Source organism: Haloarcula amylolytica JCM 13557, assembly GCF_000336615.1.
In the GTDB taxonomy this organism is placed as follows: domain Archaea; phylum Halobacteriota; class Halobacteria; order Halobacteriales; family Haloarculaceae; genus Haloarcula; species Haloarcula amylolytica.
Map to the genome: position 1 here is coordinate 56557 of NZ_AOLW01000024.1, position 23806 is coordinate 80362.

At 62.4% G+C, this 23806-nt stretch carries 29 protein-coding genes; 12 read left to right on the forward strand and 17 right to left on the reverse strand.

What is annotated here, in order from left to right; translation table 11 throughout:
• The first annotated feature begins 77 nt into the window (after window positions 1-77).
• Entirely contained in the window at window positions 78-392 is a 315-nt protein-coding gene (locus C442_RS12650; RefSeq protein ID WP_008311028.1) for a hypothetical protein, read from the forward strand.
• A gap of 26 nt (window positions 393-418) precedes the next feature.
• Here C442_RS12650 and C442_RS12655 read toward each other — a convergent pair whose 3' ends face one another.
• Both C442_RS12655 and C442_RS12660 read right to left on the reverse strand, forming a co-directional pair.
• Window positions 419-886 (reverse strand): DUF5812 family protein, encoded by a 468-nt coding sequence (locus C442_RS12655; RefSeq protein WP_008311030.1) that lies wholly within the window; start codon window positions 884-886, stop codon window positions 419-421.
• 94 nt (window positions 887-980) lie between these two features.
• Complete coding sequence (locus C442_RS12660) at window positions 981-1529, reverse strand: hypothetical protein (protein ID WP_008311032.1); 549 nt, start codon at window positions 1527-1529, stop codon at window positions 981-983.
• A gap of 126 nt (window positions 1530-1655) precedes the next feature.
• Here C442_RS12660 and C442_RS12665 point away from each other — a divergent pair, with 126 nt between their 5' ends.
• The 3 genes from C442_RS12665 to C442_RS12675 are packed head-to-tail and all read left to right on the forward strand — an operon-like array spanning window position 1656 to window position 4335.
• Entirely contained in the window at window positions 1656-2966 is a 1311-nt protein-coding gene (locus C442_RS12665; RefSeq protein ID WP_008311033.1) for a hypothetical protein, read from the forward strand.
• Window positions 2967-2989: 23 nt separating this feature from the next.
• Window positions 2990-4132, forward strand: a complete 1143-nt coding sequence (locus tag C442_RS12670) for a CPBP family intramembrane glutamic endopeptidase (RefSeq protein WP_008311034.1) — start codon at window positions 2990-2992, stop codon at window positions 4130-4132.
• A gap of 56 nt (window positions 4133-4188) precedes the next feature.
• The gene (locus C442_RS12675) at window positions 4189-4335 is read left to right on the forward strand and encodes a CopG family transcriptional regulator (protein WP_008311035.1); all 147 of its coding nucleotides are present in this window, start codon (window positions 4189-4191) and stop codon (window positions 4333-4335) included.
• Here C442_RS12675 and C442_RS12680 read toward each other — a convergent pair.
• Window positions 4332-4790, reverse strand: a complete 459-nt coding sequence (locus tag C442_RS12680; RefSeq protein ID WP_004518436.1) for an NOB1 family endonuclease — start codon at window positions 4788-4790, stop codon at window positions 4332-4334. The two genes, C442_RS12675 and C442_RS12680, sit on opposite strands and share 4 nt — an antisense overlap.
• Window positions 4791-5030, reverse strand: coding sequence for a PRC-barrel domain-containing protein (locus C442_RS12685; protein WP_004518435.1), 240 nt, complete (start codon window positions 5028-5030; stop codon window positions 4791-4793).
• 178 nt (window positions 5031-5208) lie between these two features.
• On the opposite strand from C442_RS12685, the gene C442_RS12690 reads away from it, so the two are divergent.
• The 3 genes from C442_RS12690 to C442_RS21540 all read left to right on the forward strand — a co-directional run bounded on the left by C442_RS12690 (window position 5209) and on the right by C442_RS21540 (window position 8498).
• The gene (locus C442_RS12690) at window positions 5209-5742 is read left to right on the forward strand and encodes a plastocyanin/azurin family copper-binding protein (RefSeq protein WP_008311037.1); all 534 of its coding nucleotides are present in this window, start codon (window positions 5209-5211) and stop codon (window positions 5740-5742) included.
• A 94-nt stretch (window positions 5743-5836) separates the two neighbouring features.
• Window positions 5837-7642 carry a translation initiation factor IF-2 gene (gene infB / locus C442_RS12695; RefSeq protein ID WP_008311039.1) on the forward strand — a complete coding sequence of 602 codons (1806 nt, stop codon included), beginning with the start codon at window positions 5837-5839 and terminating at the stop codon, window positions 7640-7642.
• Window positions 7643-7958: 316 nt separating this feature from the next.
• Entirely contained in the window at window positions 7959-8498 is a 540-nt protein-coding gene (locus C442_RS21540; protein ID WP_152418460.1) for a hypothetical protein, read from the forward strand.
• A gap of 74 nt (window positions 8499-8572) precedes the next feature.
• On the opposite strand, the gene C442_RS12700 is transcribed toward C442_RS21540, so the two are convergent.
• Window positions 8573-8752 carry a hypothetical protein gene (locus C442_RS12700; RefSeq protein WP_049942972.1) on the reverse strand — a complete coding sequence of 60 codons (180 nt, stop codon included), beginning with the start codon at window positions 8750-8752 and terminating at the stop codon, window positions 8573-8575.
• Between the two features lie 212 nt (window positions 8753-8964).
• Here C442_RS12700 and C442_RS12705 point away from each other — a divergent pair, with 212 nt between their 5' ends.
• A complete protein-coding gene (locus C442_RS12705; protein ID WP_008311041.1) occupies window positions 8965-9522 on the forward strand; it encodes a winged helix-turn-helix domain-containing protein in 558 nt (185 codons plus the stop codon).
• Between the two features lie 118 nt (window positions 9523-9640).
• Here C442_RS12705 and C442_RS12710 read toward each other — a convergent pair whose 3' ends face one another.
• Window positions 9641-9928, reverse strand: coding sequence for a hypothetical protein (locus C442_RS12710; RefSeq protein ID WP_008311042.1), 288 nt, complete (start codon window positions 9926-9928; stop codon window positions 9641-9643).
• 69 nt (window positions 9929-9997) lie between these two features.
• Window positions 9998-11257: a DNA cytosine methyltransferase gene (locus C442_RS12715; RefSeq protein ID WP_080504309.1), complete on the reverse strand. Its 1260-nt coding sequence runs from the start codon at window positions 11255-11257 to the stop codon at window positions 9998-10000.
• Between the two features lie 187 nt (window positions 11258-11444).
• On the opposite strand from C442_RS12715, the gene C442_RS12720 reads away from it, so the two are divergent.
• Together C442_RS12720 and C442_RS12725 are read left to right on the forward strand one after the other, a co-directional pair.
• Window positions 11445-12326: a helix-turn-helix transcriptional regulator gene (locus tag C442_RS12720; protein WP_008311046.1), complete on the forward strand. Its 882-nt coding sequence runs from the start codon at window positions 11445-11447 to the stop codon at window positions 12324-12326.
• Between the two features lie 244 nt (window positions 12327-12570).
• Entirely contained in the window at window positions 12571-12765 is a 195-nt protein-coding gene (locus C442_RS12725) for a hypothetical protein (protein WP_008311048.1), read from the forward strand.
• A gap of 53 nt (window positions 12766-12818) precedes the next feature.
• Here the strand turns inward: C442_RS12725 and C442_RS12730 are convergent, their stop codons facing one another.
• The 6 genes from C442_RS12730 to truA all read right to left on the reverse strand — a co-directional run bounded on the left by C442_RS12730 (window position 12819) and on the right by truA (window position 19365).
• The gene (locus C442_RS12730; protein ID WP_008311050.1) at window positions 12819-13172 is read right to left on the reverse strand and encodes a DUF5811 family protein; all 354 of its coding nucleotides are present in this window, start codon (window positions 13170-13172) and stop codon (window positions 12819-12821) included.
• 84 nt (window positions 13173-13256) lie between these two features.
• Entirely contained in the window at window positions 13257-13727 is a 471-nt protein-coding gene (locus C442_RS12735; RefSeq protein ID WP_008311052.1) for a pyruvoyl-dependent arginine decarboxylase, read from the reverse strand.
• Window positions 13728-13769: 42 nt separating this feature from the next.
• The gene (locus C442_RS12740; RefSeq protein ID WP_008311054.1) at window positions 13770-14984 is read right to left on the reverse strand and encodes an outer membrane protein assembly factor BamB family protein; all 1215 of its coding nucleotides are present in this window, start codon (window positions 14982-14984) and stop codon (window positions 13770-13772) included.
• Window positions 14985-15235: 251 nt separating this feature from the next.
• Complete coding sequence (locus tag C442_RS12745) at window positions 15236-16546, reverse strand: proteasome-activating nucleotidase (RefSeq protein WP_049942973.1); 1311 nt, start codon at window positions 16544-16546, stop codon at window positions 15236-15238.
• A 148-nt stretch (window positions 16547-16694) separates the two neighbouring features.
• Window positions 16695-18485: an oligoendopeptidase F gene (gene pepF / locus C442_RS12750; protein ID WP_008311058.1), complete on the reverse strand. Its 1791-nt coding sequence runs from the start codon at window positions 18483-18485 to the stop codon at window positions 16695-16697.
• A 52-nt stretch (window positions 18486-18537) separates the two neighbouring features.
• The gene (gene truA, locus C442_RS12755) at window positions 18538-19365 is read right to left on the reverse strand and encodes a tRNA pseudouridine(38-40) synthase TruA (protein WP_008311060.1); all 828 of its coding nucleotides are present in this window, start codon (window positions 19363-19365) and stop codon (window positions 18538-18540) included.
• 95 nt (window positions 19366-19460) lie between these two features.
• Here truA and C442_RS12760 point away from each other — a divergent pair, with 95 nt between their 5' ends.
• Window positions 19461-19967, forward strand: coding sequence for a GNAT family N-acetyltransferase (locus C442_RS12760; RefSeq protein WP_008311062.1), 507 nt, complete (start codon window positions 19461-19463; stop codon window positions 19965-19967).
• A gap of 61 nt (window positions 19968-20028) precedes the next feature.
• Here the strand turns inward: C442_RS12760 and C442_RS12765 are convergent, their stop codons facing one another.
• Window positions 20029-20451, reverse strand: a complete 423-nt coding sequence (locus tag C442_RS12765; protein WP_008311064.1) for an SHOCT domain-containing protein — start codon at window positions 20449-20451, stop codon at window positions 20029-20031.
• A gap of 61 nt (window positions 20452-20512) precedes the next feature.
• Window positions 20513-21820: a histidine--tRNA ligase gene (gene hisS, locus C442_RS12770; protein WP_008311065.1), complete on the reverse strand. Its 1308-nt coding sequence runs from the start codon at window positions 21818-21820 to the stop codon at window positions 20513-20515.
• 247 nt (window positions 21821-22067) lie between these two features.
• Here hisS and C442_RS12775 point away from each other — a divergent pair, with 247 nt between their 5' ends.
• Entirely contained in the window at window positions 22068-22733 is a 666-nt protein-coding gene (locus C442_RS12775) for an RAD55 family ATPase (protein ID WP_008311067.1), read from the forward strand.
• A 38-nt stretch (window positions 22734-22771) separates the two neighbouring features.
• Here the strand turns inward: C442_RS12775 and C442_RS12780 are convergent, their stop codons facing one another.
• Both C442_RS12780 and C442_RS12785 read right to left on the reverse strand, forming a co-directional pair.
• Entirely contained in the window at window positions 22772-23389 is a 618-nt protein-coding gene (locus tag C442_RS12780; protein WP_008311069.1) for a DUF7411 family protein, read from the reverse strand.
• On the reverse strand, window positions 23390-23734 hold the full coding sequence (locus C442_RS12785) for a DNA-binding protein (RefSeq protein ID WP_008311071.1): 345 nt from the start codon (window positions 23732-23734) through the stop codon (window positions 23390-23392).
• Between the last annotated feature and the right edge of the window lie 72 nt (window positions 23735-23806).

The following is a 23806-nucleotide window of genomic DNA, read 5'->3' on the forward strand; positions in this document are numbered from 1 at the left end:
GAATAAGCCTTCTCAATCACTGGCGCTGACATCCGCCGTGCCGTACATCTATGGCAGTTTATCACGTATATCCGGGTATGCCCGAAAGCGCAACCAGGGTCGAACTCTCCTACCCGGCGGACCTCAGCGGCTGGGGTCGCGACAAAATCGACGGCTCGCCGTTCCGCGCGTACCTCCGGAAGACACACGACACCGCCGCGCCGGGCGACGTGTGGACGGAGTTCGTCGGCGTCGGCTGCTGTGGCGACACGCTGGATTTCCCGCTTCAGATCGAATCCGTCGAGGGTGGGTCCGCGGTGACCGAAGACACCGCGTTCGTCTACACCGAGCGGGAGGCCTGCGGAATCGCCGGCGGCTGGCAGGTTCAGAGCGCCGCCGGACCGACCGAATAGGAAACTGGAGCGGACGAGAGAACGCGTCAGTCCGGCAGGTAGCGCACGCTGACGACGCCCTCTGCCGTCCGGACTTCGACGCGGTCGACGCCGAGCCTGGCCGCCCGCGAGAGGGTGGTTTCGTCCTCGACGACATCCGCCGCAGCCTCGTCCGTCTCGTCGTCCGGGACCGTCAGGACGTGAACCTCGCCCTCGCCGGCGCGTTCGACCGTCGTTAGCTCGCCGGGGGCCTGTTCCGCCGCGATTTCGGTCGTCTGTGCCGTCGGCGCGAGGTCGACCCTCTCGACGGGAATGCGTCGCCGCTCGGCGACTTCGGTGACGGTGTACGTGACCTCCATGGGCGGCTCCGGTTCGACTGTCCCCTCCACTACCTCGCCGGCCTCGACACCGGGGTTGTCCGACAGTGTCAGTACCTGCGAGTCCGCGACGTTCCGAAGCGTCGCCGACGCGTCGTCGGCGTTCGTGACCAGAAATGTCCCTTCAATCGCTGTCATAGACACAGATTCGTGTCGGGCGTTCTTGCCCGTTTCGACCCGGGAACGGACCACAGTATCGTCCGGTAGGAGTGGGGGCCGTGGGACGGCGGCGCTACTTCAGCAGCCGGTGGGTCAGATAGATCACCAGCGTCGCGAGCAGCGGCGGGGCCAGGCCCGCAAGCGGCGGCAGCGAGTAGAAGAACCCGACGACGGCGCTCTGTGTCGGCTCGCGAAGCTCCGCCGGGGCGGAGGTCAAGAGCGCGAGGTATATCGACCCGATGAACAGGAACGCCGAGAGCGCGAGGGCGCGGTCGTAGGCGACCGAGGACGCGGTCCGTCGGTGACGGCGCGCGACGGAGAGCACTGGGGCCAGCAGCGGCGCGACGAGCAACAGTCCGATGAACAGGAAGAAGCTCCGCGAGAAGGTGAACGTGCCGCCGCGGACGCTCCCGGTCTCGGCGAGTTGCGTTATCAGCCCGAGCGAGAACACGAGCGTAATCGCCACAGACAGCAACAGCGCGACCGGGACGTAGGCTTTGAACAGCAGCGAGTCGCTGGCCCGGAACGCGTACGGGAACGCACCCGGCAGGCCGTTGTACGGTTCGGGCCGGTCGTCGTCGGCGTCAGCTGTGACGGACTGCTCTGCCGTCGCGTCTGTCATACCTGTGGGTTAGGCGAGCGCGTGGTTAAGCGCGGTGTTGTCCGACCAGCGGTGAGAGCGGAGCCACGTCTGCGGCCTGCCATGCCGTCCGGGAGTTGTTTGTACCCGCCCGTCGACACCCCCAGTATGCACGTCGATATCGGAGCCGCGCTTGCCAGTGCCGCCGACCCGGGCGTCGAGCGAGCGACGCTGGACGACCTGGACGAGCGGGTGGCCGCGGCCCACGAGCGAATCGAGCAGGGACGGGACGACGGCGAGTTCGGCTACGCGTCGCTGAACCTCCCCGAAGCAACCGACGCCGAGACCATCCGCGACGCCGTCGCGCCGGTCGCCGACGCCGACTCGGTCATCACCGTCGGGATCGGTGGCTCCGCGCTGGGGGCGAAAACAATCACGGAGGCGCTGGCCGAGGACCCGGACAGCCACGTCGTCCTGGACAACGTCGACCCGGAGCACGTCCGGCGGACGCTCGACGGCCTCTCCCTCGCCGACACAGCCATCAACGTCGTCTCGCGTTCTGGGACGACGGCGGAGACGCTGGCGAACTTCCTCGTCGTCCGCGAGGCCTACGAGGACCGCGGCGTCGACTGGACCGAGCGCATCGTCGTCACCACGGGCGAGTCCGGCCCGCTCCGGGCGCTCGCCGACCAGCACGACCTGCCGACGCTGCCGGTACCCGAGGGCGTCCCCGGGCGTTTCAGTGCCCTCTCGGCGGTCGGGCTCGTCCCGCCGGCGATTCTCGGTATCGACATTGAAGGGCTGCTTACCGGCGGCCAGACAGCGGCTGACGACCTCGCGCCGTCGCTGTACGACTCGCCGGCCTATGCCTACGGCGCGATGGCCTACGCACTCGAAGAGGAGGGCGCGACGGTCAACGCCGTCATGCCCTACGCCGAGCGCCTGGAGTCCTTCGGCGAGTGGTTCGCACAGCTCTGGGCCGAGAGCCTGGGCAAGGACGGGCGGGGCCAGACACCGGCGCGTGCACTGGGCGCGACCGACCAGCACTCCCAGCTCCAGCTGTACCGCGCCGGCCACCGCGACAAGGTCATCACGTTCGTCCGGCCGCGCGAACGCGCCGACGTGGCGATTCCCGATCCGGACCACGAGGACCTGTCGTATCTCGCCGGCACCGACCTCGGCGGCCTCATCGACGCCGAGTACGAGGCCACGGTAGCGAGCTTGCCGGCGGCTGACCGGCCGGCGCTGGAAGTTGAGATCGACCGCCTCGACGCCGAGAACTTGGGGGAACTGCTGTACGCGATGGAGGCGGCCTGCGTCCTCGTCGGCGAACTCGCGGAGGTTGAGACGTTCACCCAGCCTGCCGTCGAGTGGGGCAAGAACGCCACGCGGGCGCTCATCCGCGGCGAGTCGACGGACGAGACGGCGGTTATCGACGAGCGCGAGCGGCTGCGGATCGGCGAAACGGAGTCCCTTTAGGCCGGCGCAACGGACTGCCGATAATGGACGACACTGCCGCGAACTGGGGTGTTCTCGCCGCTGGCCTCGGTCTCGTCGTACTCGTCGCCACCGAAACCGGCGTCGTTAGCTGGATGACACCGGCGACGACGGCCGGTCCGGTCACCGCTCGCCAGGTCACCGCCGCCGGCTTCGTCGTCGCCGCGCTCGCCTTCTCACTTGTCCGTCACGGCGCACTCGACCGTCGTCAGGCAGGTCTGGGCGCGACAGGCGCAAGCGTCATCGCAACGCTCGCGACGCTCGTCGCCTTCTTCGGGCCGGAGTTCCGTCCCGGCGTCGAGGCGACTGTCGGAATCGCCGTGTATCTCGCGGTGCTGGCCGGCGGCGTGACGATTGCGCTGGGCTGGGCGCTGGCGGCCGACGTGGCAAACGACCGGCTGTACACGGTCGCCAGAGCGCTCTCGGTCGCGACGGGAATCGGGCTGGCCGGCTTCCTCGTGGGCACGCTGTTCGCCCAGTTCGTCGTGCTCGGAGCCGCGGCCGCAGGGCTTGTCAGCGCCGCGGCGCTCGACGGCGGGACTGTCACCGGACCGATGTACATCACGCTCACTATCGGTATCGGCGTCGGCTTCGTCGGTTTCGGGGCGGCCGTCGCCAACCGGCTAGACCGGACCTGGGCTGATCTCGATTTGCGGCGACCCGGTCTCCGTGATATCGGCTACAGCGTCGGCGGCGTCGCCGTCCTCATGGTCGCGCTGTTTGGCTTCAGTTACCTCATCCAGGCGCTTGGACTCGAAGCGGCCCGAAGCAGCGTCGAAGAGCTAGCCAACAGAGACCCCTCGTTCCTGCTCGTGATGGTCCCATTGGCGTTTCTCACTATCGCGCCGAGCGAGGAGTTCATCTACCGAAACATCATCCAGAAGTACCTCTACGACGATTTCAGTGATCTGCAGGCGATTATACTCACGAGCGCCGTCTTCGGCGTCGTCCACTTCGGGCAGTACAGTACTGGGACGCCGACACAGACCGTCCTCTCGCTGTTACTGGTGTTCGTCCTGTCGACGCTGCTGGGCCTGAGCTATCTCAAGACCGAGAACCTGCTCGTCCCCATCTTTATTCACGGGGCGTTCAATGCCATCCAGTTTCTCACATTGTACATCGAGATTACAGGAAATCCGGCAGTTTGAGGCGTCTGACTGCTGTCTGACGGGTGTTTATGCGAACTACCGTTGTAGGCGATGGCATGACTCGGCGGTTCACCATCGTCTGTGATGACGACCAAGCGCGGATCATCGAAACGCTTGCGCGGCGCTACGGCATCACAGAGGAGGAAGTGCTTTCGCAGTTGGTCGAGCTCGGACTCGAAGCCCGGGACGAACAAACCGTCTAAGCCGGGTTCTTCCGCGATAGCGAGCTGCCACAGATGGGACAGCGGTCGCGGTTCTCGTCGAACTCACGGCCGCAGCCGGCACACTGGAACAGCCACTCCCGCTGTTCGGAAATCCCTTCACGGGCGATGACTTCGACCGCCACGTCGAGTTTCTCCGCGACGTTCTGCATCGCGTAGTCGTCGGTGACGAGTCGGCTGTCGAGTTCGAACGCGGCCGCGATCAGCCGGATGTCGGTTTCCGAGAGTTCCGCGAGGTCACCGGTCTCGCTGGCGGCGCGTTCGATGCGCTCGACCGTGTTGTCCTCGGGGATGTGAAGGTGCATTCCCGAGCCTTCGAGGGCGTCGAAGCGATAGGCGGCCTCGTCCTCCAGTTCCTCTCTGACAAGCGGAATCGTCGCTATCTGCTCGTCAGTATGATACTCGTTGATAAATGCCGAGGAGTCAAGAACGTACATCTAGCGTTTGACGATCATATGGTCTTTCACCGCCTTGACCCGCTCAACTGGGACAAGCAGGCGGCCCTGGTCACTGTACTCGAAGTTCGTGTTGCGGAGCGACTCCGCAGGGTCGATGACGAGATTGTGCAGCGCGCCCGAGGAAAAGTCCATCGTGATGTTGTAGAGACTGCCGATCTCCGCGCCGTCAGTCCCCATCACGTCTTTCCCCGACAGGTTTTCTGCGAGTATTGCAGCCATACCCCCTTGTTCCGAACGAGGTTACATAAACGCCACGGGGATGTCCGACAGGTGAGCTGCGATGTGGACCGATGGATACCGGTATCGGCGGCCATGGTGCCGTCTTCGACCTTCCGACGCGCCCCGGAACATCTACAGCGAGCCACAACCCTATGCGAGAGGCGGCCGACGGGTACGCATGGACAGTAACAGGCGTCAGTTTCTCGGGGGCCTCGCGGCCGCCGTCATCGGGGCCGTGGCAGGCTGTAGTAGCGGCGGCGACGGAACACCGTCACCGACAGCCACCGCCACACAAGCGCCGACTCGAACCGCGACGGCAACTGAAACGGCGACACCGACGCCGACTGAGTCGCCGACACCGACTGCCACGGCCGCCCCGACCGAGACAGCGACGCCCACGCCGACCGGAACGCCGGTGGACGCCGACCAGGAGGTCGCCGTCGCGCCGGGAAGCTTCAGTTTCGACCCGGAAACCTTCGAGGTCCCCGTCGGTAGCACCGTGCTGTGGGTCTGGAAGGCCGGCGGCCACAACGTCAAGCCGACCGCGACGCCGGAAGACAGCGACTGGTCGGGGACGCCCGGCGACGATGGGACGACGTACAGTTCGGGCTACGAGTACGCCTACACGTTCGAGGTCCCCGGCGAGTACGAGTACCACTGCGTCCCCCACCAGAGCGTCGGCATGACGGGGTCGTTCACTGTAACCGAGTGACGCCCGCTTAGCCCCACGTTCGGTCGCGCGCGTCTGATGACGACGAACTTAACTGCCACCGACGACTCGGTTCTGACAACTTCTGGAGCCATCTATGTCTGACACGGACCCCACCACAGCCACCGACGACACCCTGCGGACGCCCATCGTCGCCGTTCTGGGCCACGTCGACCACGGGAAGACGAGCCTGCTCGACAAGATCCGCGGCTCGGCCGTCACCGCCGGCGAATCGGGCGCGATTACCCAGCACATCGGCGCGACGGCAGTCCCACTGGACGTGATTTCCGAGATCGCCGGCGACCTCGTCGACCCGACTGACTTCGACCTGCCCGGCCTGCTGTTCATCGACACACCGGGGCACCACTCCTTCTCGACGCTTCGCTCTCGGGGCGGCGCGCTCGCCGACATCGCCATCCTTGTCGTCGATGTCAACGACGGCTTCCAGCCCCAGACGCTGGAGGCCATCGACATCCTCAAGCGCACACAGACGCCGTTCATCGTCGCCGCGAACAAGATCGACACTGTCCCCGGTTGGAATCCCAACGAGGGACAGCCGGTCCAGCAGACGATGGACGCCCAGTCCGACCGCGTCCAGTCCGACCTGAACGAGAAGCTCTACGAGATCATCGGCGAACTCTCGGACAACGGCTTCTCGGCGGACATGTACTGGCGCGTCCAGAACTTCCAGGCTAACATCGGCGTCGTGCCGGTCTCGGCCGAAACGAGCGAGGGCATCCCTGACCTGCTGACGGTGATGATGGGACTGTCCCAGCGGTACATGAAAGAGGAGATGGAGATCGACACCAGCGGTCCCGGTGTCGGGACCGTCCTCGAAGTGAAAGACACCCAGGGCTTTGGAACGACGCTCGACGCTATCATCTACGACGGGACCATCCGCAACGACGACACCATCGTCGTCGGCGGTCTGCAGGGCCCCATCGTCACTGATGTCCGCGCGCTGCTTCGGCCGCGCCCGCTCGAAGAGATCCGGACAGAGCAGGAGTTCGAGCAGGTCGAGCAGGTCGCCGCCGCCGACGGTGTCAAGATCGCCGCGCCGGACCTCGGCGACGCGATGGCCGGCGCGCCGATCCGCGTCATCCGCGACCGCGACCGCAGCGAGGTCATCGCCGAAGTCGAGGAGGAACTCGCCGAAATCGAGGTGACCACGAAAGAAGAAGGCGTCGTCATCAAGGCCGACACCCTCGGCTCGCTGGAAGCCCTTTCGAGCACGCTCGAAGAGGAAGAGATCCCGGTTATGCGCGCCGAGGTCGGCGCGGTCGCCCCGCGGGACGTGCGAGTCGCCGAAACGGCCGGCGAGCCGACCAACCAGGCGATTCTCGCCTTCAGCGTCGAGGTCCTCGACGACGCGCGAGACCTCGCCGAACAGGAGGACGTGGAGCTGTTCGAGGACGACGTCATCTACCAGCTCGTCGAGTCCTACGACGACCACGTCACCGCCATCGAGGAGGCCCAGCAGGAGCAGATTCTGGAGAACATCACCCGACCCGCGAAGTTCCGGATTCTGCAGGACCACACGTTCCGCCAGTCAGACCCCGCCGTCGTCGGCGTCGAAATCCTCTCCGGTGAACTCCGCCGGAACGTCAACGTCGTCAGATGGGAGAACGGCGAGGCAAACCGCGTCGGGACCCTCAAGACGATCCAGGACGAGGGCGAGGACGTGGACTCCGCCCGCGCCGGCGAGCGTATGGCCGTCTCGATCCAGGGGCCGACCGTCGGCCGCCAGATCGAGGAAGGCGACGACCTCTGGGTCGAAATCCCCGAAAAGCACGCGAAGATTCTGGAACAGGAACTCAAGGAGGACATCTCCGTCGACGAGCGCGAGGCGCTGTCGATGTATCTGGAGAAACACCGGAACCGGGACCCCTTCTGGGGGAAGTAGGCGTTTTGTGTAGCCATCTGTTTACACAGATTCAATGGCAGTAACCGACACTCGGGGTCAACCCCGCCGAACCACTCTGCTAATCTGATAGGTGGCCGATTCGCTACTGTTCCCGCGCTTCGCTCGAACACGACCGTCACCACCCGCTACCCCGCCCCGTCAAGATTACAGGGCGGACGGGTCCCTACCTGCGTAGGTGTAGGGGTGGGTGAGCGCGGAGGATCCGTCGTAATATCGCTCTATTGACGTCCCTGTTGTAGATGAGACTATCTATCAATCCGATAGAAAAATTAGCCTTGGATGAACAGTCCAATCTATGCCTATCACTTCGATGGACGGTCTCCCGCAAGATGTTCAAGATCAGGAGAGTTCTACGTTCGATTTTGGTAAAGTGAGATCTATACTGATAGCGGGATATTATCGTGGTCCAGCAGTTCATAAGGACGATTCCAAAGCGGGCATGAGAGCAAGCGCTCTGAGGGGCGACCCAGGGAATTGGAGAAAAAGTATCCTCAGGAAAGCTACAGATACGGATTTGCTCAAAGAGACTCCAAAAGGGTATTCCACAACACCACGAGGGTACGACCTACTGGAACAGATGACCGTCTGTGATGATTGTGGGAATCAGCAAGAACCATATGGTGCTGTAATTAGGACGGGGAAGTATCGGGGATACTATGCTGTAATTCCCCAATGCCCTCACTGCGACGATCCGCTTTCAGCAAGCAACGTAGAAAAACACGTTCGTGATGATGATGAGTTAGAGGAAGCAGTTGAAGTAATGGAATCCCACGATGTTGTTTGCTATTTAAACGGCAAGTCAATTGATCAGGTGAAGGAAGACCTTGGCCTATAGAAGGCCGAAGGTGGAACAATTGTCATATCTTCAAGCCTGAAGGGCTGAAAAGGTGCCCGTGATGCAGGCTGGTTTTATCTGCGACCCATCGACTTCAGCCGAATCGCGGTGACGATGAGGCCTATCACGATGAAGAACACTCCCCATAGCCCCAAGTTTGCGTTGAGGTGTGGGGAGAGTTGGGGGCTTGCGACGTTCAGCACAAAGCCGAATATCAGAAAGCCCCCGCCGATTGCCAGCGCCTCCTCAGCCATGTTGGACACCCCGTGGGTGGTGGTTCGTCTGCGGTTCTCGCGCGGTCGGTCTGGTATGTGGTCGAATCATACCAGTTAGTCCCAGGCACCGAGTTGAGATTTAAGTAGGAGCGAATGTCCATGTTAGGACAGTAACTTGCCACTGGCCGCATGGGGACACCCCCTTGTCCTCGGGCGGACAGAGGCGATGTCCGCCTAAAGACACCAGACATATGACAGAGTCAGAAACGGAGAAGGAGGGCGATTCGCTCCCAGACCCCCATCTGAAGGAACAGGATAAGGGAATTATCGAAGCGTTCGCCCGAGAGGACCACAATGTGCTAACGAATAGTGAGATCGCGGAACACGTTTCGGTTCATCCTCGAACGGTGCGCCGCCGCCTTGATGATCTTGCAGATGAGGGGATAATTGGAAAGCGAGTAGTCAGTGGTGTGAAATTGGCATGGCTTGAGGAGAACGTGAAAGAACCAATCACCGTTCAATATCCTCTCCTCAGATACGTACGGGATCATACCAGTATCCAGTTATCCCTAATCGGGATAGCAGGGGGTATCGTCTCGGTCCTTATTCTTCTTGCCGCGGCAATTTCCTTAGGCTATGGTATCCCAATCTGGTTCATAAACCGTGAGCAGCTGCTCGTATACGGCGTCCTCGCAGCCGCCGTTTCGGCAATATTCCTTATTGTGGCCGTCATGTTCGCCGTTATTGAGTGGTTGCTACGATATTACGAGGTCGACATTGAATCTCGAATAGAAAGGCTTAGAGACTGATCGACCTCGGTACTCTGATTCCTATCTCCTGTCACGGCCATGGCTTGCGCGCGTGGGCGGTCAAGAGGCGGAATATTATGTTAACTCTCGCGCTAACTCTCGATAGGGACCATGGCACTCATTGACCCACCTCCCTCCAGTAGTGTGGAGCGTCAAACCCGTGGGTCATCAACATCTGCACGTCGCTGTAATCGTCCTCGTAGTAGAGTTGAACGAGCGCCTTCCCTGCTTCAAGTTCAGACACACCCGCGTCATCTGCGACTTCAGCCGCCGTTGCTCCGAACTTCACGGCGATAGCGTCCCTGTCCGCCCCCTCGAAGCCTTCTTCCACCACGGGTAGTGCGCCGTATACATCGGGAAACACCTTGTTAGGGATACCACCCTGGGAAAGCATGGTGTCGTGCATGTTCTCAAGGCGGTCCTTCTAATCAATTTCGACCCGAAATGTAGGGTTTACCCAGATAAACAGATTCAGTTAGATACTAACTGTTCGTTGGTCCTTCTTCTCAGTAACACAGGCAACATAGTCGGTCTCATACGAATCATCATACATTCCGAGAGTATGCTCGGCCAACACACGACCGAGTAGCGGAGGTACGGCGTTACCGATCTGCTCCACAATATCACTTCGACTACCAACAAATTCGAAGTCATCAGGGAAACTCTGTATCCGAGCACCTTCTCGTGGAGTTAGAGCTCGGTCTTGGTACGGATGGATACATTTGTTCGAAGCAGGATGGATGAAGTTCATCGTAATCGTAACCGATGGAAGGTCTGGGTCCAGACGAGAATAGCTTGAGCTATAGCCACTACTTATGTAATCCTCAACATCGTCTACCTCATCAGACGCTTGAAGATTCTCTATTGTAGCTTCTTTATTTGGACCGCTATGCCTAATGATGGTCATCATTTTCGACTGGTGCTTCGTCGCCTTATGTAGAGAGAGCTCGTTCGAATTCTTCCGCATAGTCTCTTGATATTCGTTCTGCGCTGGCTTGGTGTACTCTGTTACTTCCTCTCCAGCCTCTAATTCAGGTAAATCATCGATAGCGTCCATAATAGTACGGCCTTCTGGTAGGGAAGTCCCAGCACGGAAATTATCAAGAGTCGGCTGAGCTGTGATTACCTTAGACTCGTCCTTGTAGCCAATAGTTCGCCCATTAGCTTGATGAGTAGGTCGTGGAAATTCGATAACTCGGTCATCTCCCGAACCAATCATAATCAGGCGTTCACGCCTCTGGGGAAGTCCGAAGTTAGCGCCGTTAACAATTCGCCAGTCAGCACTATATCCGATATCCCGTACACTATCGATAATCTTCTGAATCGTTATTCCGTCGTTGTGAGTGGCAAGACCCACTACATTCTCCATAATGAAGAAGTCAGGTTCAAAGAAATCGACATAATTCACGAAGTCTGTATAGAGGCCGTTCCTCTCGTCTTCAGCCTCAGTTCCGCGGTCTGGGCGGATTGAAGAGAAGCCTTTGCAGGGTGGGCCGCCTACAATCACATCCACATCATCAGGAGAAATGTCCTTCTCTGTAGCAGTTTTCTCAGCAGGCCACTCTCGGATATCTTCATTAACGACGCTAGCTGAAGGATGGTTTTCTTTAAAGGTCTCTGTAGCTGCTCCTTTTTTGTCGAGCCCAAGGAGAACCTCAAACTCATTTGATGGGTGAGTCTTGAACCCGTATGTGAATCCTCCCGTTCCACAAAACAGATCGATTACACCTACCATAGGTTGTATGAGACAATTGTCTCATTTCTTTTTAAATATTCTTGGTTGGAACTCTCGCTCATTAAGATACTGTGTCGCTATACGCACTTAATAATCTTCACGACCCACGTTCAGAAGAAACAGTCAATACGGTAATGAGACAATTGTCTCGACCATTCTTAAATCGGTCGGTCTCTCTCAATATATTATGGACGATGAGTTCAAGTCGGAGCTTGGTAATCGAATAAAGGAACTTCGTGAACTACACGAAAGCTCGCTTGAAGAAGTTGCCGAGGCTGCTGATATACATCGGACTACTCTGGGAAAAATCGAGAGAGGTGAGAGAGAGCCGAGTTTGTCGATTGCTATGCGGATTGCGGAAGCATTAGATATCACAATAACGGAACTCACAAATCCCGAATCATTCAGGACAGCAAACAGGGAATACGTTATAGAAGATGCAGACATTCTCGAAGAAGTTCCGTTTGATAGCTCTGCGATTCTCAATGGTGTCGAAGAGATTTATGAGAACCTGGACACGATTGATTTCGCACTACGCCGTCGAGGTCTCGACCCGCTCGCAGAACAGTTCGATGAGTATGCGGCTCTATCAACAGTTATTGGAGAATTCTTCGCATCTGGTGTAGCTGGAGCATCTGATGGATTGTATCGGGTGAACGCAGGGAACTTCCCCGATTTAATCAGTAGCGGGAAGCAGAGCGGTGTTCCCGGTATTGAGGTCAAGATGGCTATGGAAGATAACCAACCAAAAGGCCATATCGCTAAGCCCGGTATGTACGTCGTCGTACGATATGTCCTCGGCGGGAGAGACAGAAGCTACGAACGAGGTGAGAGAAAGGATACACCTTGGGTTTGGGAAGTTCGTATGGGTGAAATGGAAAAAGAACAATTCAACGAAAGCGATACTGAAGGTGACTCTGGAAAAACTGCAACATTTACTGCTGATGCTCTATGGGACTTTGATTGTCTATATCTTGACCCAGAACTAATTCCCTATACCCGGAGTTATTACAAAAAGAAGAATGGGGATGTTCTGAGGTCAGTTATGAACCAACAGCAATTATCCTGATTCTGCGTACGTGCGTGTAAGGAGCAATTCCCCGATTCAACTGCTGTGTAGAGCGTTTCGTTGAGTTCTCTGCGTACGATCTCCACGGACTTGCGAGAGTTGTAGTAGTAATACGCAGTTCCGTCACCCCCGTAGTGCGGTTCAGAATTCGGTTCGTAGTTCTGGTGGAAGTAGGCGGTGGGCAGCGCACCGTTTGCACGAGTAATAATATTTAATTAGCAGGCGTGTCTCTGTAGAGACACGAATGTCCGGCCGCCCGTCGATGCCTGACCTCGTGCTCGCCAGCATCGCCCTCTCGATGCTGCTGGCGTCGCTCGGCGCAGTCGTCACCTCCATCAGCCTCGTGACTGCGCTGAGTGCCGGCAGTCTCCCGGCCAGCGGCTCTATCGGCTACGCGCTGTTCTATAATCCGCCAGTCGCCAGTGATGGCCACGCCTGATTTCGGCGTCTCCGCTCCGCGACTGTCCCGGCGAAAACTGAAAACGACAGTCGTTACTGCGCCGTCGGCGAGGTGTCGTCGCCCATCACCTGCTTGACCTGCAGGGCCGCAGAGGCAGCGATGCCCTGCGCGAGGTCGTCGCGCTCGGCGTCGGAGATGCTCGCGCTTTCCGGGTCCTCGGGCGTGTAGTCGGCGCTGACGACCGATCCGACGGGTGGCTGGACCGCGATTGTGGCCCGCGGTCCAGTCGTGCTGTTGCTGATTTCCGAACCGACGACGAACTCGCCGGGCAGGAGTTCGCGGGTCCGGGCGGCGACGCTTGAGAGGTCCCGTCGGAGGTCCTCACGCTGTTCCGCGGTCAGCGTCACTTCTTCCGTCTCCCCACCAAACGACGTATTACCGTACATGAACGTTCTCTGTCTCTATGGGGGGGAGGACTAAAAACCCAGGGTCGAACACAGTTCTGACCGGAACCGTCGGTGCAATGCCGCTTACACGACGGGGTGGCTCTCGCCGTAGGTGGCGAGCACGACGGCGCTGGCGTACTCGGCGTCGTCGGACGCCGACTCGACGTACACGTTCTCCTCGACGAACTCCCAATCCCGGAGGTCCCGGCCGGCGGCCAGCCCTTCGCGGATTTCCATCCGGACCGCGTCCTCGCTGCCCCCGTCGACCTCGTAGAAGATGCCCGGCCCGTCCTCGCTGCGGGCCCAGCCGATACCAGCGGCCACGCTCTCACCAGGCTCGGCTGTCGCCGAGGACTGGACGACCTCTAGCGCTTCGCCGGGCGGCCCCAGGTCCGGTGCCGTCTCCGTCACCTCGATAGCCGGCTCGGTAGGAATGACAGAGGAAAGCGAAATGAGGTTGTAGTTGTGGACGCCCGCCTCGGCGAGTGCCGCGTCGTACGCGGCCAGTGCGGTCGGGCCGGTCGCAGTCCCCCACACGACCCGGATAGTACTCATAGGCGACAGTCGACGGTCCGCGGGGTAAGGGGTTTCGCTTCGTTATGCCGGAACGAGTCTGTAGCACATTCCCGGTCGGTTCGGGTCGCCCTCGACCGCGCGCTCCGTGTAGTAGATGGCGTCGGTGGTCACCAGCGGAGCACTCGTCACATGGCCGCGGTTGTCGGTGGTCCAGACCCTCGCTCCCGAGTCCCGCTCCAGCGCGTACAGTCGCCCGTCGTAGGACCCGACGAGGACGTGGCCTCGGGTGGCGACGACGCTCCCGATAATCCACCCGCCAGTGTCGTAGCGCCACTGCTCCTCGCCGCTTTCGAGGTCGAGTGCGTACACCCGGTCGTCGTGGCTGCCGACGTAGACGGTGCCGTCGTGGACCGCCGGCGCACACATCACGTCGGCGTCGGCCTCGAAGGTCCACTGCTCCGAGCCGTCGGTCACGTCGACGGCAGTGACCGTCTCGGCCCACGACGGCACGATAGCGGTCCCGTCGGCGACGGCGATGGGGGCTTTCACGTCGCCGCCGGTGTCGTACCGCCACACCTGTTCCAGACCCGGGAACGACCACGCGTAGCAGTAGCCGTCGTTCGAGCCAAACAGCAGACGATTGTGCTCGCGGTCCAGCGCCACCGTCGAGTGCGGATGGTCGGTCGGTCGACTGTCGCGCCACTGCACGTCGCCGGTGGCAGCGTTCACGGCGACGACGCTCCCGCTCGGTGCCGCGTGCTCGACAGCGACGTACAGCGACCCGTTGTAGTAGGTCGGACTTGCGCCGATGGCATCACCGAGTTCCGTCCGCCAGCGCCGCTTTCCGGTTTCGAGGTCCAGCGCCGACAGCGCGCCGTCGTAGGCCCCGATGTAGACGGTGTCGTTGGCGATAGCCGGCGTGCCGTGGCTCCCCCGGGTGGCCTGCGTGATGGTCGTCGCCCACTGGACCTCGCCATCAGGTGCGATGGCCCGCACGCGGCCGGTGTCGTCGGCCAAAATCAGGTCACCGGTCGGTGCCAGCACGGGACTCCCCTTCGCCGCGGTGTGGTCCCCGCGGTTGGCCGGCAGTTCCCAGGCCCGCTCAACAGCGTCCGGTATCGACGCGTCCTGATATCCCTGGTTCAGGAGCCCCTGCCGGAACTGTGTGGCGGCGTGTTCGTCAAGCGCCGTCGATGCGAGCGGATCGAACTGTGATTGGCACCCCGCAACTGACCCGACCGTCGTCGCCGCGAGCGTCCCCAGAAACGCCCGCCGCGTCCGTCCGCGCTCTGTCACGGGCACTGATACCGGGCGGTGTGGCTTAAATCGCGTGGGGACGGGCCGCGTGGTCAGATTAGACCATACACCGCTCAGCGTTCGTGTCGACTATCAAGCGGCGAGGCTAAGGATAGCATCCGCGAGCGTAGCGAGCGGTTCACCGCGCTCGAACACCGTGAGAGCGCGGCTTTTTTCACCCACGTTTTTGCAAGCAGGGGGGCCCGCAGGCCGCACCGCGGCCGAGGACACCCCTCGCAGTAAAAAGGTGGTTAGGCGAACGCGACCGGAACGCTGCTGGCGTCGTCGTCGGCTTCGATTTTCTCGTAGGCGTCGTGGAGGTCGGACTGCTTGACCGTCGTCCGGCCGTCGCGGATGGCGAACATCCCGGCTTCAGTCGCCAGCGAGGCCAGTTCCGCGCCGGAGAGGCCGTCGGTTTCGGTGGCAAACGCGCCTAGGTCTACGTCGTCGTCGAGGTTCATCTCCTCGGTGTGGATTTCGAGGATACGCTCGCGGCCCTCGACATCCGGGTTCGGGACTTCGATGAGGCGGTCGAAGCGGCCGGGTCGGAGGATGGCGCGGTCGAGCATGTCGAAGCGGTTCGTCGCCGCGATGATGCGGATTTCCCCGCGCTCGTCGAAGCCGTCCATCTCGGAGAGCAGTTGCATCATCGTCCGCTGGACCTCGGCGTCGCCTGAGGTCTTCGACTCCGTTCGCTTGGCCGCGATGGCGTCGATTTCGTCGATGAAGATGATAGCCGGTTCGCGCTCGGCGGCGAGTTTGAACAGGTCACGGACGAGTCGCGCGCCCTCGCCGATGAACTTCCGGACCAGTTCGGAGCCGGCCATCTTGATGAACGTCGCGTCGGTCTCGTTGGCGACGGCCTTCGCCAGCATCGTCTTCCCGGTGCCGGGCGGGCCGTGNTCGGAGCCGGCCATCTTGATGAACGTCGCGTCGGTCTCGTTGGCGACGGCCTTCGCCAGCATCGTCTTCCCGGTGCCGGGCGGGCCGTGCAGCAGGACGCCGCTCGGCGGTTCGATACCGACCTCGCGGAACTGTTCGGCGTTGACCAGCGGCTCCTCGACGGCTTCCCGGACCTCGCGGATCTGCTCTTCGAGGCCGCCGATATCGTCGTAGGAGACGTCCGGCGAGCCGTCGACCTGCATCGCCTGTGCGCGGGCGTCAGTCTCGGGATCGAGAATCTGCTTGACGCCGAAGGAGTCGTTGATGGCGACGCGGTCGCCGGCCTCCAGCCCGTCGCGGATGGACGGCGAGACTTCGGTCAGGACTTCCTGATTGTTGCCGTGCTGTTTGACGACGACGCCGTCGTCGGTCAGCTCCTCGGCTGTCGCGATATACAGCGAGGACGTCTTGAGCGTCTCGTTTTCCCGTTCAAGCTGGTCGACCTCGTCCGTGAGGTCGTGTTGCCGGTCACGGGCGGCGTCAAGCTGCTCGGTCAGCTGTTCGTTGACCTGTACTATCTCTTTGAAATGTTCCCGGAGTGCCTCCAGACGCTCGTCAGGCGTCATATCGGGATCAAGTTCCAACCGTGGTCGTTCCGGAAGCGAGGGACTGCGCGACATTTGGATGGTCGGTACTATACGGTTGAGACACAAAGTGCCTTCGGGTCACAGGGGGTGAAAGGGTTATCCGTGTCGGGACGGGGCTGTAGCGTTCGGTTAGACCGGTGGCTCGAACAGCCAGACAGGCACCGGATAGCTACTGGCCGTCCTACAGCAACTCGGCGAACTCGTCGAGATACTCACCGTACGTCGAGAGCGCGGACTCGACGGGGTCCGGACTGGCCATGTCGACGCCCGCATCGCGAAGCAGTTCCAGCGGGTACTGCCGCGACCCGCTCCGGAGGAAGTCGATGTACCGCTGGGCGGCTGGCTCGCCCTCATCGAGGATGCCGTCGACGAGCGCGACGGCCGCCGAGATGCCGGTCGCGTACTGGTAGACGTAGAACGCCCGGTAGAAGTGCGGGATGCGCATCCACTCGCGGGCGATGCGGTCGTCGAGCACCGCCGGCTCGTAGTAGTCGCCCTTGAGGTCCCGATAGAGGTCATCAAGCCGGTCGGGGGTCAGCGGCTCGCCGGCCTCGGACATCTCGTGGGTGCGGAGCTCGAACTCGGCGAACATCGTCTGCCGATAGAGGGTCGACCGGAACCGTTCGAGATACTCGTTAAGGATGTGTCGGCGCAGACGCTCGTTCTCGACGGTGTCCAGCAGATGGTGGGTCAACAGGGTCTCGTTGACCGTCGAGGCGACCTCGGCGACGAATATCTCGTAGCCGGAGTAGACGAAGGGCTGCTCCTCGCTGGTGTACTCCGAGTGCATCGAGTGACCGAGTTCGTGGGCCAGCGTGTACATCGACTCCACGTCGTCCTGGTAGTTCATCAGGATGAACGGCTGGGAGTCGTAGGTCCCACCGGAGTACGCGCCGGACTGCTTGTGCTCGGTCTCGTACACGTCGACCCACCGCGAATCCAGCCCGTCGGCGAGCCGGGACTGGTAATCATCGCCCAGCGGTGCGACGGCTTCGGTGACGTATTCGCAGGCCTGTTCGTACTCGATTTCGGGCGATTCCTCCTGCACAAGCGGGACGTAGAGGTCCCACATCCGGAGTTCGTCGGCCCCGATTGACTGGCGCTTGAGGTCGGCGTGGCGGTGGAGCGTGTCGAGGTTGTCGTGGACGGTGTCGACGAGCGTGTCGTACACCTCGACGGGGACGTTCGGGCCGTCCAGCGCGGCCTCGCGGGCGGTGTCGTAGTCCCGTGCGTTCGCCATCTTCACGTCCGTCTTGACGGCGTTCTTGTAGGCCGTGCCGACGGCGTTGCGGACGGTGTCCCACTCGTCGTAGAACGCCTCGTAGACGCGCTGGCGGAACTCTCGGTCGGGGTGTTTCTGCAGCGTCGTGAAGTTGTTGAGCGTGATGGGCTGCTGGTCGCCGTCGGGGTCCTCGACGGTCGGGAACGACATGTCGGCGTTGGCCAGCATGTTGTACACCTCGCCGGGCGCACCGGTGACCTCACCGAGTTCTGCAAGGAGATTCTCGACCTCGGCCGAGCGGGTGTGGTCTTTCATCCGGAGCACGTCGTCGAAGTAGTGCTCGTAGGGCTCCAGCCCCGGCTCCGCGTCGATCATCGCCTCGATGTCGTCGTATTCCAAATCCTGCAGTTCCGGGTCGAGGAACGAGGCGGCCGAACTGGCCTCCGACGAGAGAGACTGCGAGCGGGCTGTCAGCGCCTGGTACGTGTCGTCGGTCGTGTCCTCGTCCCGGCGCATCCGGGCGTAGGCGGCGACGTTCGACACCGTCCGCATCAGTTCCTCATAGGTCTCCAGAGTTTCTAACAGCGTCGCAGCGTCCTCGGTGGCGCGCCCCTCGTAGGCGGACAGGTCCTCGATCAGTTCCTCCGCCTCCTCGTAGGCGGCTTCCCAGTCCTCGTCGCTGGCGTAGAGAGAATCGAGGTCCCACTTGTACGCCTCGTCGATGTCGCTCCGTGCGGGTACCGAACTCATAGCCCGCTCTTGGGACGGGGCCGAAGTAAGCCTTCGTTTCAGCGACGGGGAACTACAGCCCGTCGGTTATGTGGTCGGCAACCCGCGCTGTCGTGTGGGCGTTCGCGCGTCGGTGCTCGAAGACCGTCCGTGCGTCCGCAGCGGCGTCCTCGTCCCGACTGAAGGCAACGTCCGGGTAACGAACGTCGGTCAGCACCAGCGGTTCGGGCGGGGCCGGCGGGACGCCGTCGGGGCCACTGACGGACTCCGGCGAGAGGATACGGTCAACCTTCGACAGCTGGGCGGAGCCGTCCGCGACAGTCGCCGCGAGCGAGACGAGCCGACGAACCAGCTGGCGGCAGAACCCGCCGGCCGTGAGCCGAACGACGAGGAACTGGCCGTCCCGCGTCCAGTCGATGTCGACGGTTCGCTCGGTTCCGGTGTCGTCGGCCGTGAGATTGTGGAAGTCGTGGGGACCAGCGAGCGCGTCGACGGCATCGGCCCACCGTTCGTCGTCGACGGGTCGGTGTCCGGGCCGGTCCGTGTCCGTCGGCGCGTACAGATAGTAGGTGTACGTGCGTTCGGCGGCGTCGTGGGTCGCGTGGAAGCCGTCGGGGACATCGGCGCTGGCCCACACACGGATGTCGTCCGGGAGTTCGCCGTTGAACGCCGCCGGTGAGAGCCACGCCGGCGCGTCGAAGGCGACAGTCTGTGCTCGCGCAGAGACGCCAGCATCAGTCCGACCGGCAGCCGCGTAGCGCTCGGGCAGGCCGTCGCCGCGCTCGCAGACGCCGAGGCGGACGAGCGCCGAGCGCAGTCGCCCCTCGACGGTGTCGACGTCGGGCTGGCGCTGGAACCCGTGATACGGTCGGCCGTCGTAGGCCACGCGATAGGCGCGCATACCGATTTGTCGACTGCGAGCCACTTGTCTCACCCGAATCTCAGTCGCTGGGAAGGATAGACGAACTTAGGCATGCTGAGAACAAAGGTGGGAGTATGTCCAACGCCGCCGCGGCGGATCACGACTTCCCCCGCCCGCCCGAAACGTTCACCGACCACGACGGGCGGACGGTGACAATCGAGGCCTACGACGGCGACATCGACCCACTTGTGGAGATGTATGCTGACTTCGGGCCCGACTCCCGGTCACAGGGCGTGCCACCACGGACTGAGGCGGATATCCGCGACTGGCTGCCGAATCTCGTCGAAGACGGCCTGAACGTCGTTGTCTGGCACGAGGAGCAAGCCGTCGGCCACGCCGTCCTCGTCCCGTATCAGGACACCTCGGAACTGGCGATTTTCGTCCATCCGGACTACCAGCACGGCGGCATCGGCTCACAGCTCATCCGCGTGCTCCTCGGATACGGGCAGGAGAACGGGCTCGACCGCGTCTGGCTCTCCGTCTCGAACACGAACCACGTCGCCCGAGCGCTGTACGAGTCGGTCGGCTTCGAGACGATCGCCAAGGAGCGCGTGGAGATGGAAATGGAGCGGGCGCTCTGACCGGCCTGCCTCACAACGGCTTCACGCAGGGGTAGTGGCCACGCGGCAGTAGTGTCTTCCGTCACTCGGTTTCGAGGCTGACTTCCCTATCGACCTCACCGGCCGTGTTCTCTGCCTCGCTGTTCGCCGAGAGCGATTCGGTCTCCAGCAGGCGGTCCAGCCGCCGCTCGAACTCGCTGTCTGTCAGTTCACCGCGGGCGTACCGCTCCCGGAGCTGGTCGACCGGATCTACCGTCGGTTCCGACGCCGTGGTCATCTCGGTTTCATCCGAGTCCGGCTCGGCCGCCGGCGATTCAACCATCGGTAGTTTCGATCCCAGAAGGGCGACAAGCGGAGCCAGAATGAACCAGCCGAGGATGATAAATATCGGAGCAAGCACGTTTCCGAGGCCGGCCGCACCTGCGAGCATGGCAAAGCCAGTCGACAGTATCGCGATGGTCGCGACGAGCTTCCACCTCGGGAGGGCGATGGAGGGGAGCTGCATGTCGAACAATCAACACGGCGGTCGCAAAAAGTTACTGTCACAATCCGACCGTTAGGTGGCGCTACTCCGCGAAGTCCTCGAACGTCGGCCGGTCGTAGTCGCCGGGGAACGCCGAGAGCGGGACGCTGATCTGCTCGCCGTCGTCCATCTCCTTGAGCGTCACCTCGTCGTTTTCGAGGTCCTGCTCGCCGACGATGACGACCGTCTCGGCGTTGATGCCGTCGGCGTAGCCCATCTGCGCGCCAAAGGACCGGTCGGCGACGTCGCTCTCGACGACGTGGCCGCGCTCGCGCAGGTCACGGGCGATTCGGGCCGCGGTCGGGCGCGTGTCGCCGACCTGTAGGACGTAGTAGTCCGTCGACAGCTCCTCGGCGGGCCAGACGCCGGCGCGCTGACAGAGGAGTTGGAGCGTGGCGTGGCCGGGCGCGAACCCGACGGCCGGCGTCGGCTGGCCGCCGAATCCCTCGATGAGGTCGTCGTAGCGGCCGCCGCCGAACACCGAGCGGGACACCTCGCCCGTCGAGTCGAAGCACTCGAAGACGACGCCGGTGTAGTAGTCCAGCCCGCGCGCGGTCGTCAGCGAGACGGTGAGGTGGTCGCGGACGCCGAAGTCCTCGGCCGCGTCGAGCACTGCCTGCAGATTGTCGGTCGCCGCGCGGACATCCTCGGAGCCGGTGAGGTCCGCGAGCGTTTCGATTTCCTCGGCGTCGATCTGGAGCATCTCGTCGAACTTGTCGGCCTGGCCGTAGTTGAGCCCCGCTTCGACGAGCGCGTCGAGGTAGTCGTCGTGGTCGACCTTGGCCCGCTTGTCGACCGCACGAATCGCTTCGGGCACGTCCACGTCGGCCCCGAACGACTCCAGCACGCCCGCGAGGATGTCCCGGTGGGAGACGCGAATCTCGAAGTCCTCGCCCGTCAACCCGAGGTCGGTGAGCATCTCCACGGCGACGGCCAGAATCTCGGCGTCGGCCGTCGGCTCCGCCGACCCGAAGATGTCGACGTTGGTCTGGTAGAACTCACGGAACCGCCCCTGCTGGGGCTCCTCGTAGCGCCAGAACGGTCGCGTCGACACCCACTTGATCGGCTTCGAGAGTTCCTGTTGCTTGGCGACGAACATCCGCGCGACGGTCGGCGTCAGCTCCGGCGTGAGCGCGACCTCGCGCCCGCCCTTGTCCTCGAAGCTGTACAGCTCCTCGACGATCTCCTCGCCGCTCTTGTCGACGTACATCTCGGTCGGTTCCAGCGCCGGCGTGCCGATCTCCCGGAAGCCGTAGCGCTGTGCGACATCTTCCAGCGTGTCCATGGCCCACCGCCGAGCCTGCATCTCCTCGGGGTAGAAATCACGAAAGCCCTTGACGGAGTCGTACATACCCGCGTCTACAGCGAGGGCGCGCTTGAACCTGTTCGTTCACGCTGACCGTGACCAACGAACCGTGCCCAGTAAAGACTCACTAAAACAGGGGCTCGCTGCTGCTTTCGACAGTAGTCCGTCCGTGACAGACGGGCGTGGCCGGCACGCGCTGGCGTCAAAAGGGCTAGTGGCCGGCTACACGGGGAACGGTCCGTGTTAGAGAGGGGACAACAAAGACGCGGTCTATCGAGGGTGGCCCTATGGGATGGGCAAGGCACCGGTTGACGCCGCGCGGGGTGAGACAGTGACACAGCGATTCGAGACGGGGGTTCGAGCACTCGACCGGAAGCTCGACGGCGGCATTCCGACTGGGAGCCTCGTCACGCTGCTCGCCGAACCGGCGAGCCAGGCGGAGCTGTTTCTCTCCGAGTTCGTCGCCCAGCAGGAGACGGTGTATCTCTCCGGCGAACAGGCACCGACCACAGTCACGTCGGCGCTGCGGTCCCAGCGGGGGACCTACGACGACCTCGCAGTCAGCCAACTGGACCGCAAAGCCCCGATCAGCGACGCGCTCGCCCACGTCGAGGGAGTTACGGAGGAGTCGCTCCTCGTCGTCGATCCGGTCGAACCACTTGAGCGCGCCGACACAGGGGAGTTTCGGGCCTTCCTCGAAACGCTGCAATCCAGACTTACACAGACCGACAGCGTTGCGGTTCTGTACGCGCTCAAACACGGCGCCACGCCGTCACAGCGCCACCGGACAGAGTACACGAGCGACATCGTGTTCGATCTCGAAACGAAGCGAAACGACGACGCCATCGAAAACAGGCTCTTCGTCCCGAAGTTCCGCGGGGGCCGAGCGCTCACTGAACCGATATTCCTCGACCTCACCGACCGGATCAACGTGGACACCAGCCGGGACATCGCCTAGCCTGACCGGAACACGCACGAGACCCGCCCCACCGACGGCTACCGCAGGCCCCGCACGCGTGACTGCGTGTGCTCGGGGAACACGTCGGTCACGGCACCCTCGCCGTAGCGCTCCCGCAGGAGCGCGCGGAGTTCGACCTCGTAGTCGGCCTTCGGAATCTCGGCGCTGGGGCCGCTCTCGACCACGAGTCGGTTTGCGGCCATCGCGTCGATAGCGCCGCGGCCGATACCCGCAAGCGGCGCGAGGTAGTCCACGCCGAAGCGGTCCTCAACGCTCTGTGCGAGCGGGCGCTCGATGGTCGGCACCCGGTCGTCGCGGCGGGTGCCGTCGGCGACGGCCGTAAGCGAATCTATGCCGTCGGCGCCGGCAACCCAGTCGCCGCGAGCAACTGTTTCGACGGCGTGTTCGTGGACCCGCTGGATGCCGTTGCGCGGGTAGCCGTCGTCGCGCATCTGCTCGACGGCGTCGTGGGCCACGTCCGGGTCTAGATCGACCGTCGCGTGGTCGAAGCCGACAGCCGACGCGCTCTCCCGAGCGGGGTCGGTGCCACAGACGCCGAAGGAGCCGCTGACGAGCGTCACATCGTAAAAGGGGTCGAGCAAGAGCGCCGCCAGCGTCGAGTCCTTGCCCCCGCTGTACAACAGGGCACACTCCATCTACCGGCGCTTGATGTCGAAGCTCTTGGAGTCCGGCGTCAGCTCCGAGAGGAGTTCCTTCATCTGGTCCTCGTCGATCTGGCCCTGCACGCGGCCGCTCTGGGCCAGCGCGACGACCTGCTGTTCGATCTGCTCGCCGACCTGCGGTTTCGACATCTTGACCGTGTTGAGCCGCTTGCGTGCGCCGTCGGTGAGGTTCTGCTTGAGGACTGCCTGCTTCTGGGCGTCGGCCTGCTGCTTGGCCGCCTCCTGCGCCTCGCCCTCGTCGCCCTGCTGTTCCTTGAGCTGCTCCATCTTCTGTTTCCGGAGTTCTTCGAGCTCCTCCTCGCTGGGGTCGCCACTCATAGTTGTATTAGAGTACTGGAGTCGGTCGGAAAACGATTTCGGAGCAGGAGCTACGGGCCGGCTGAAAAACAG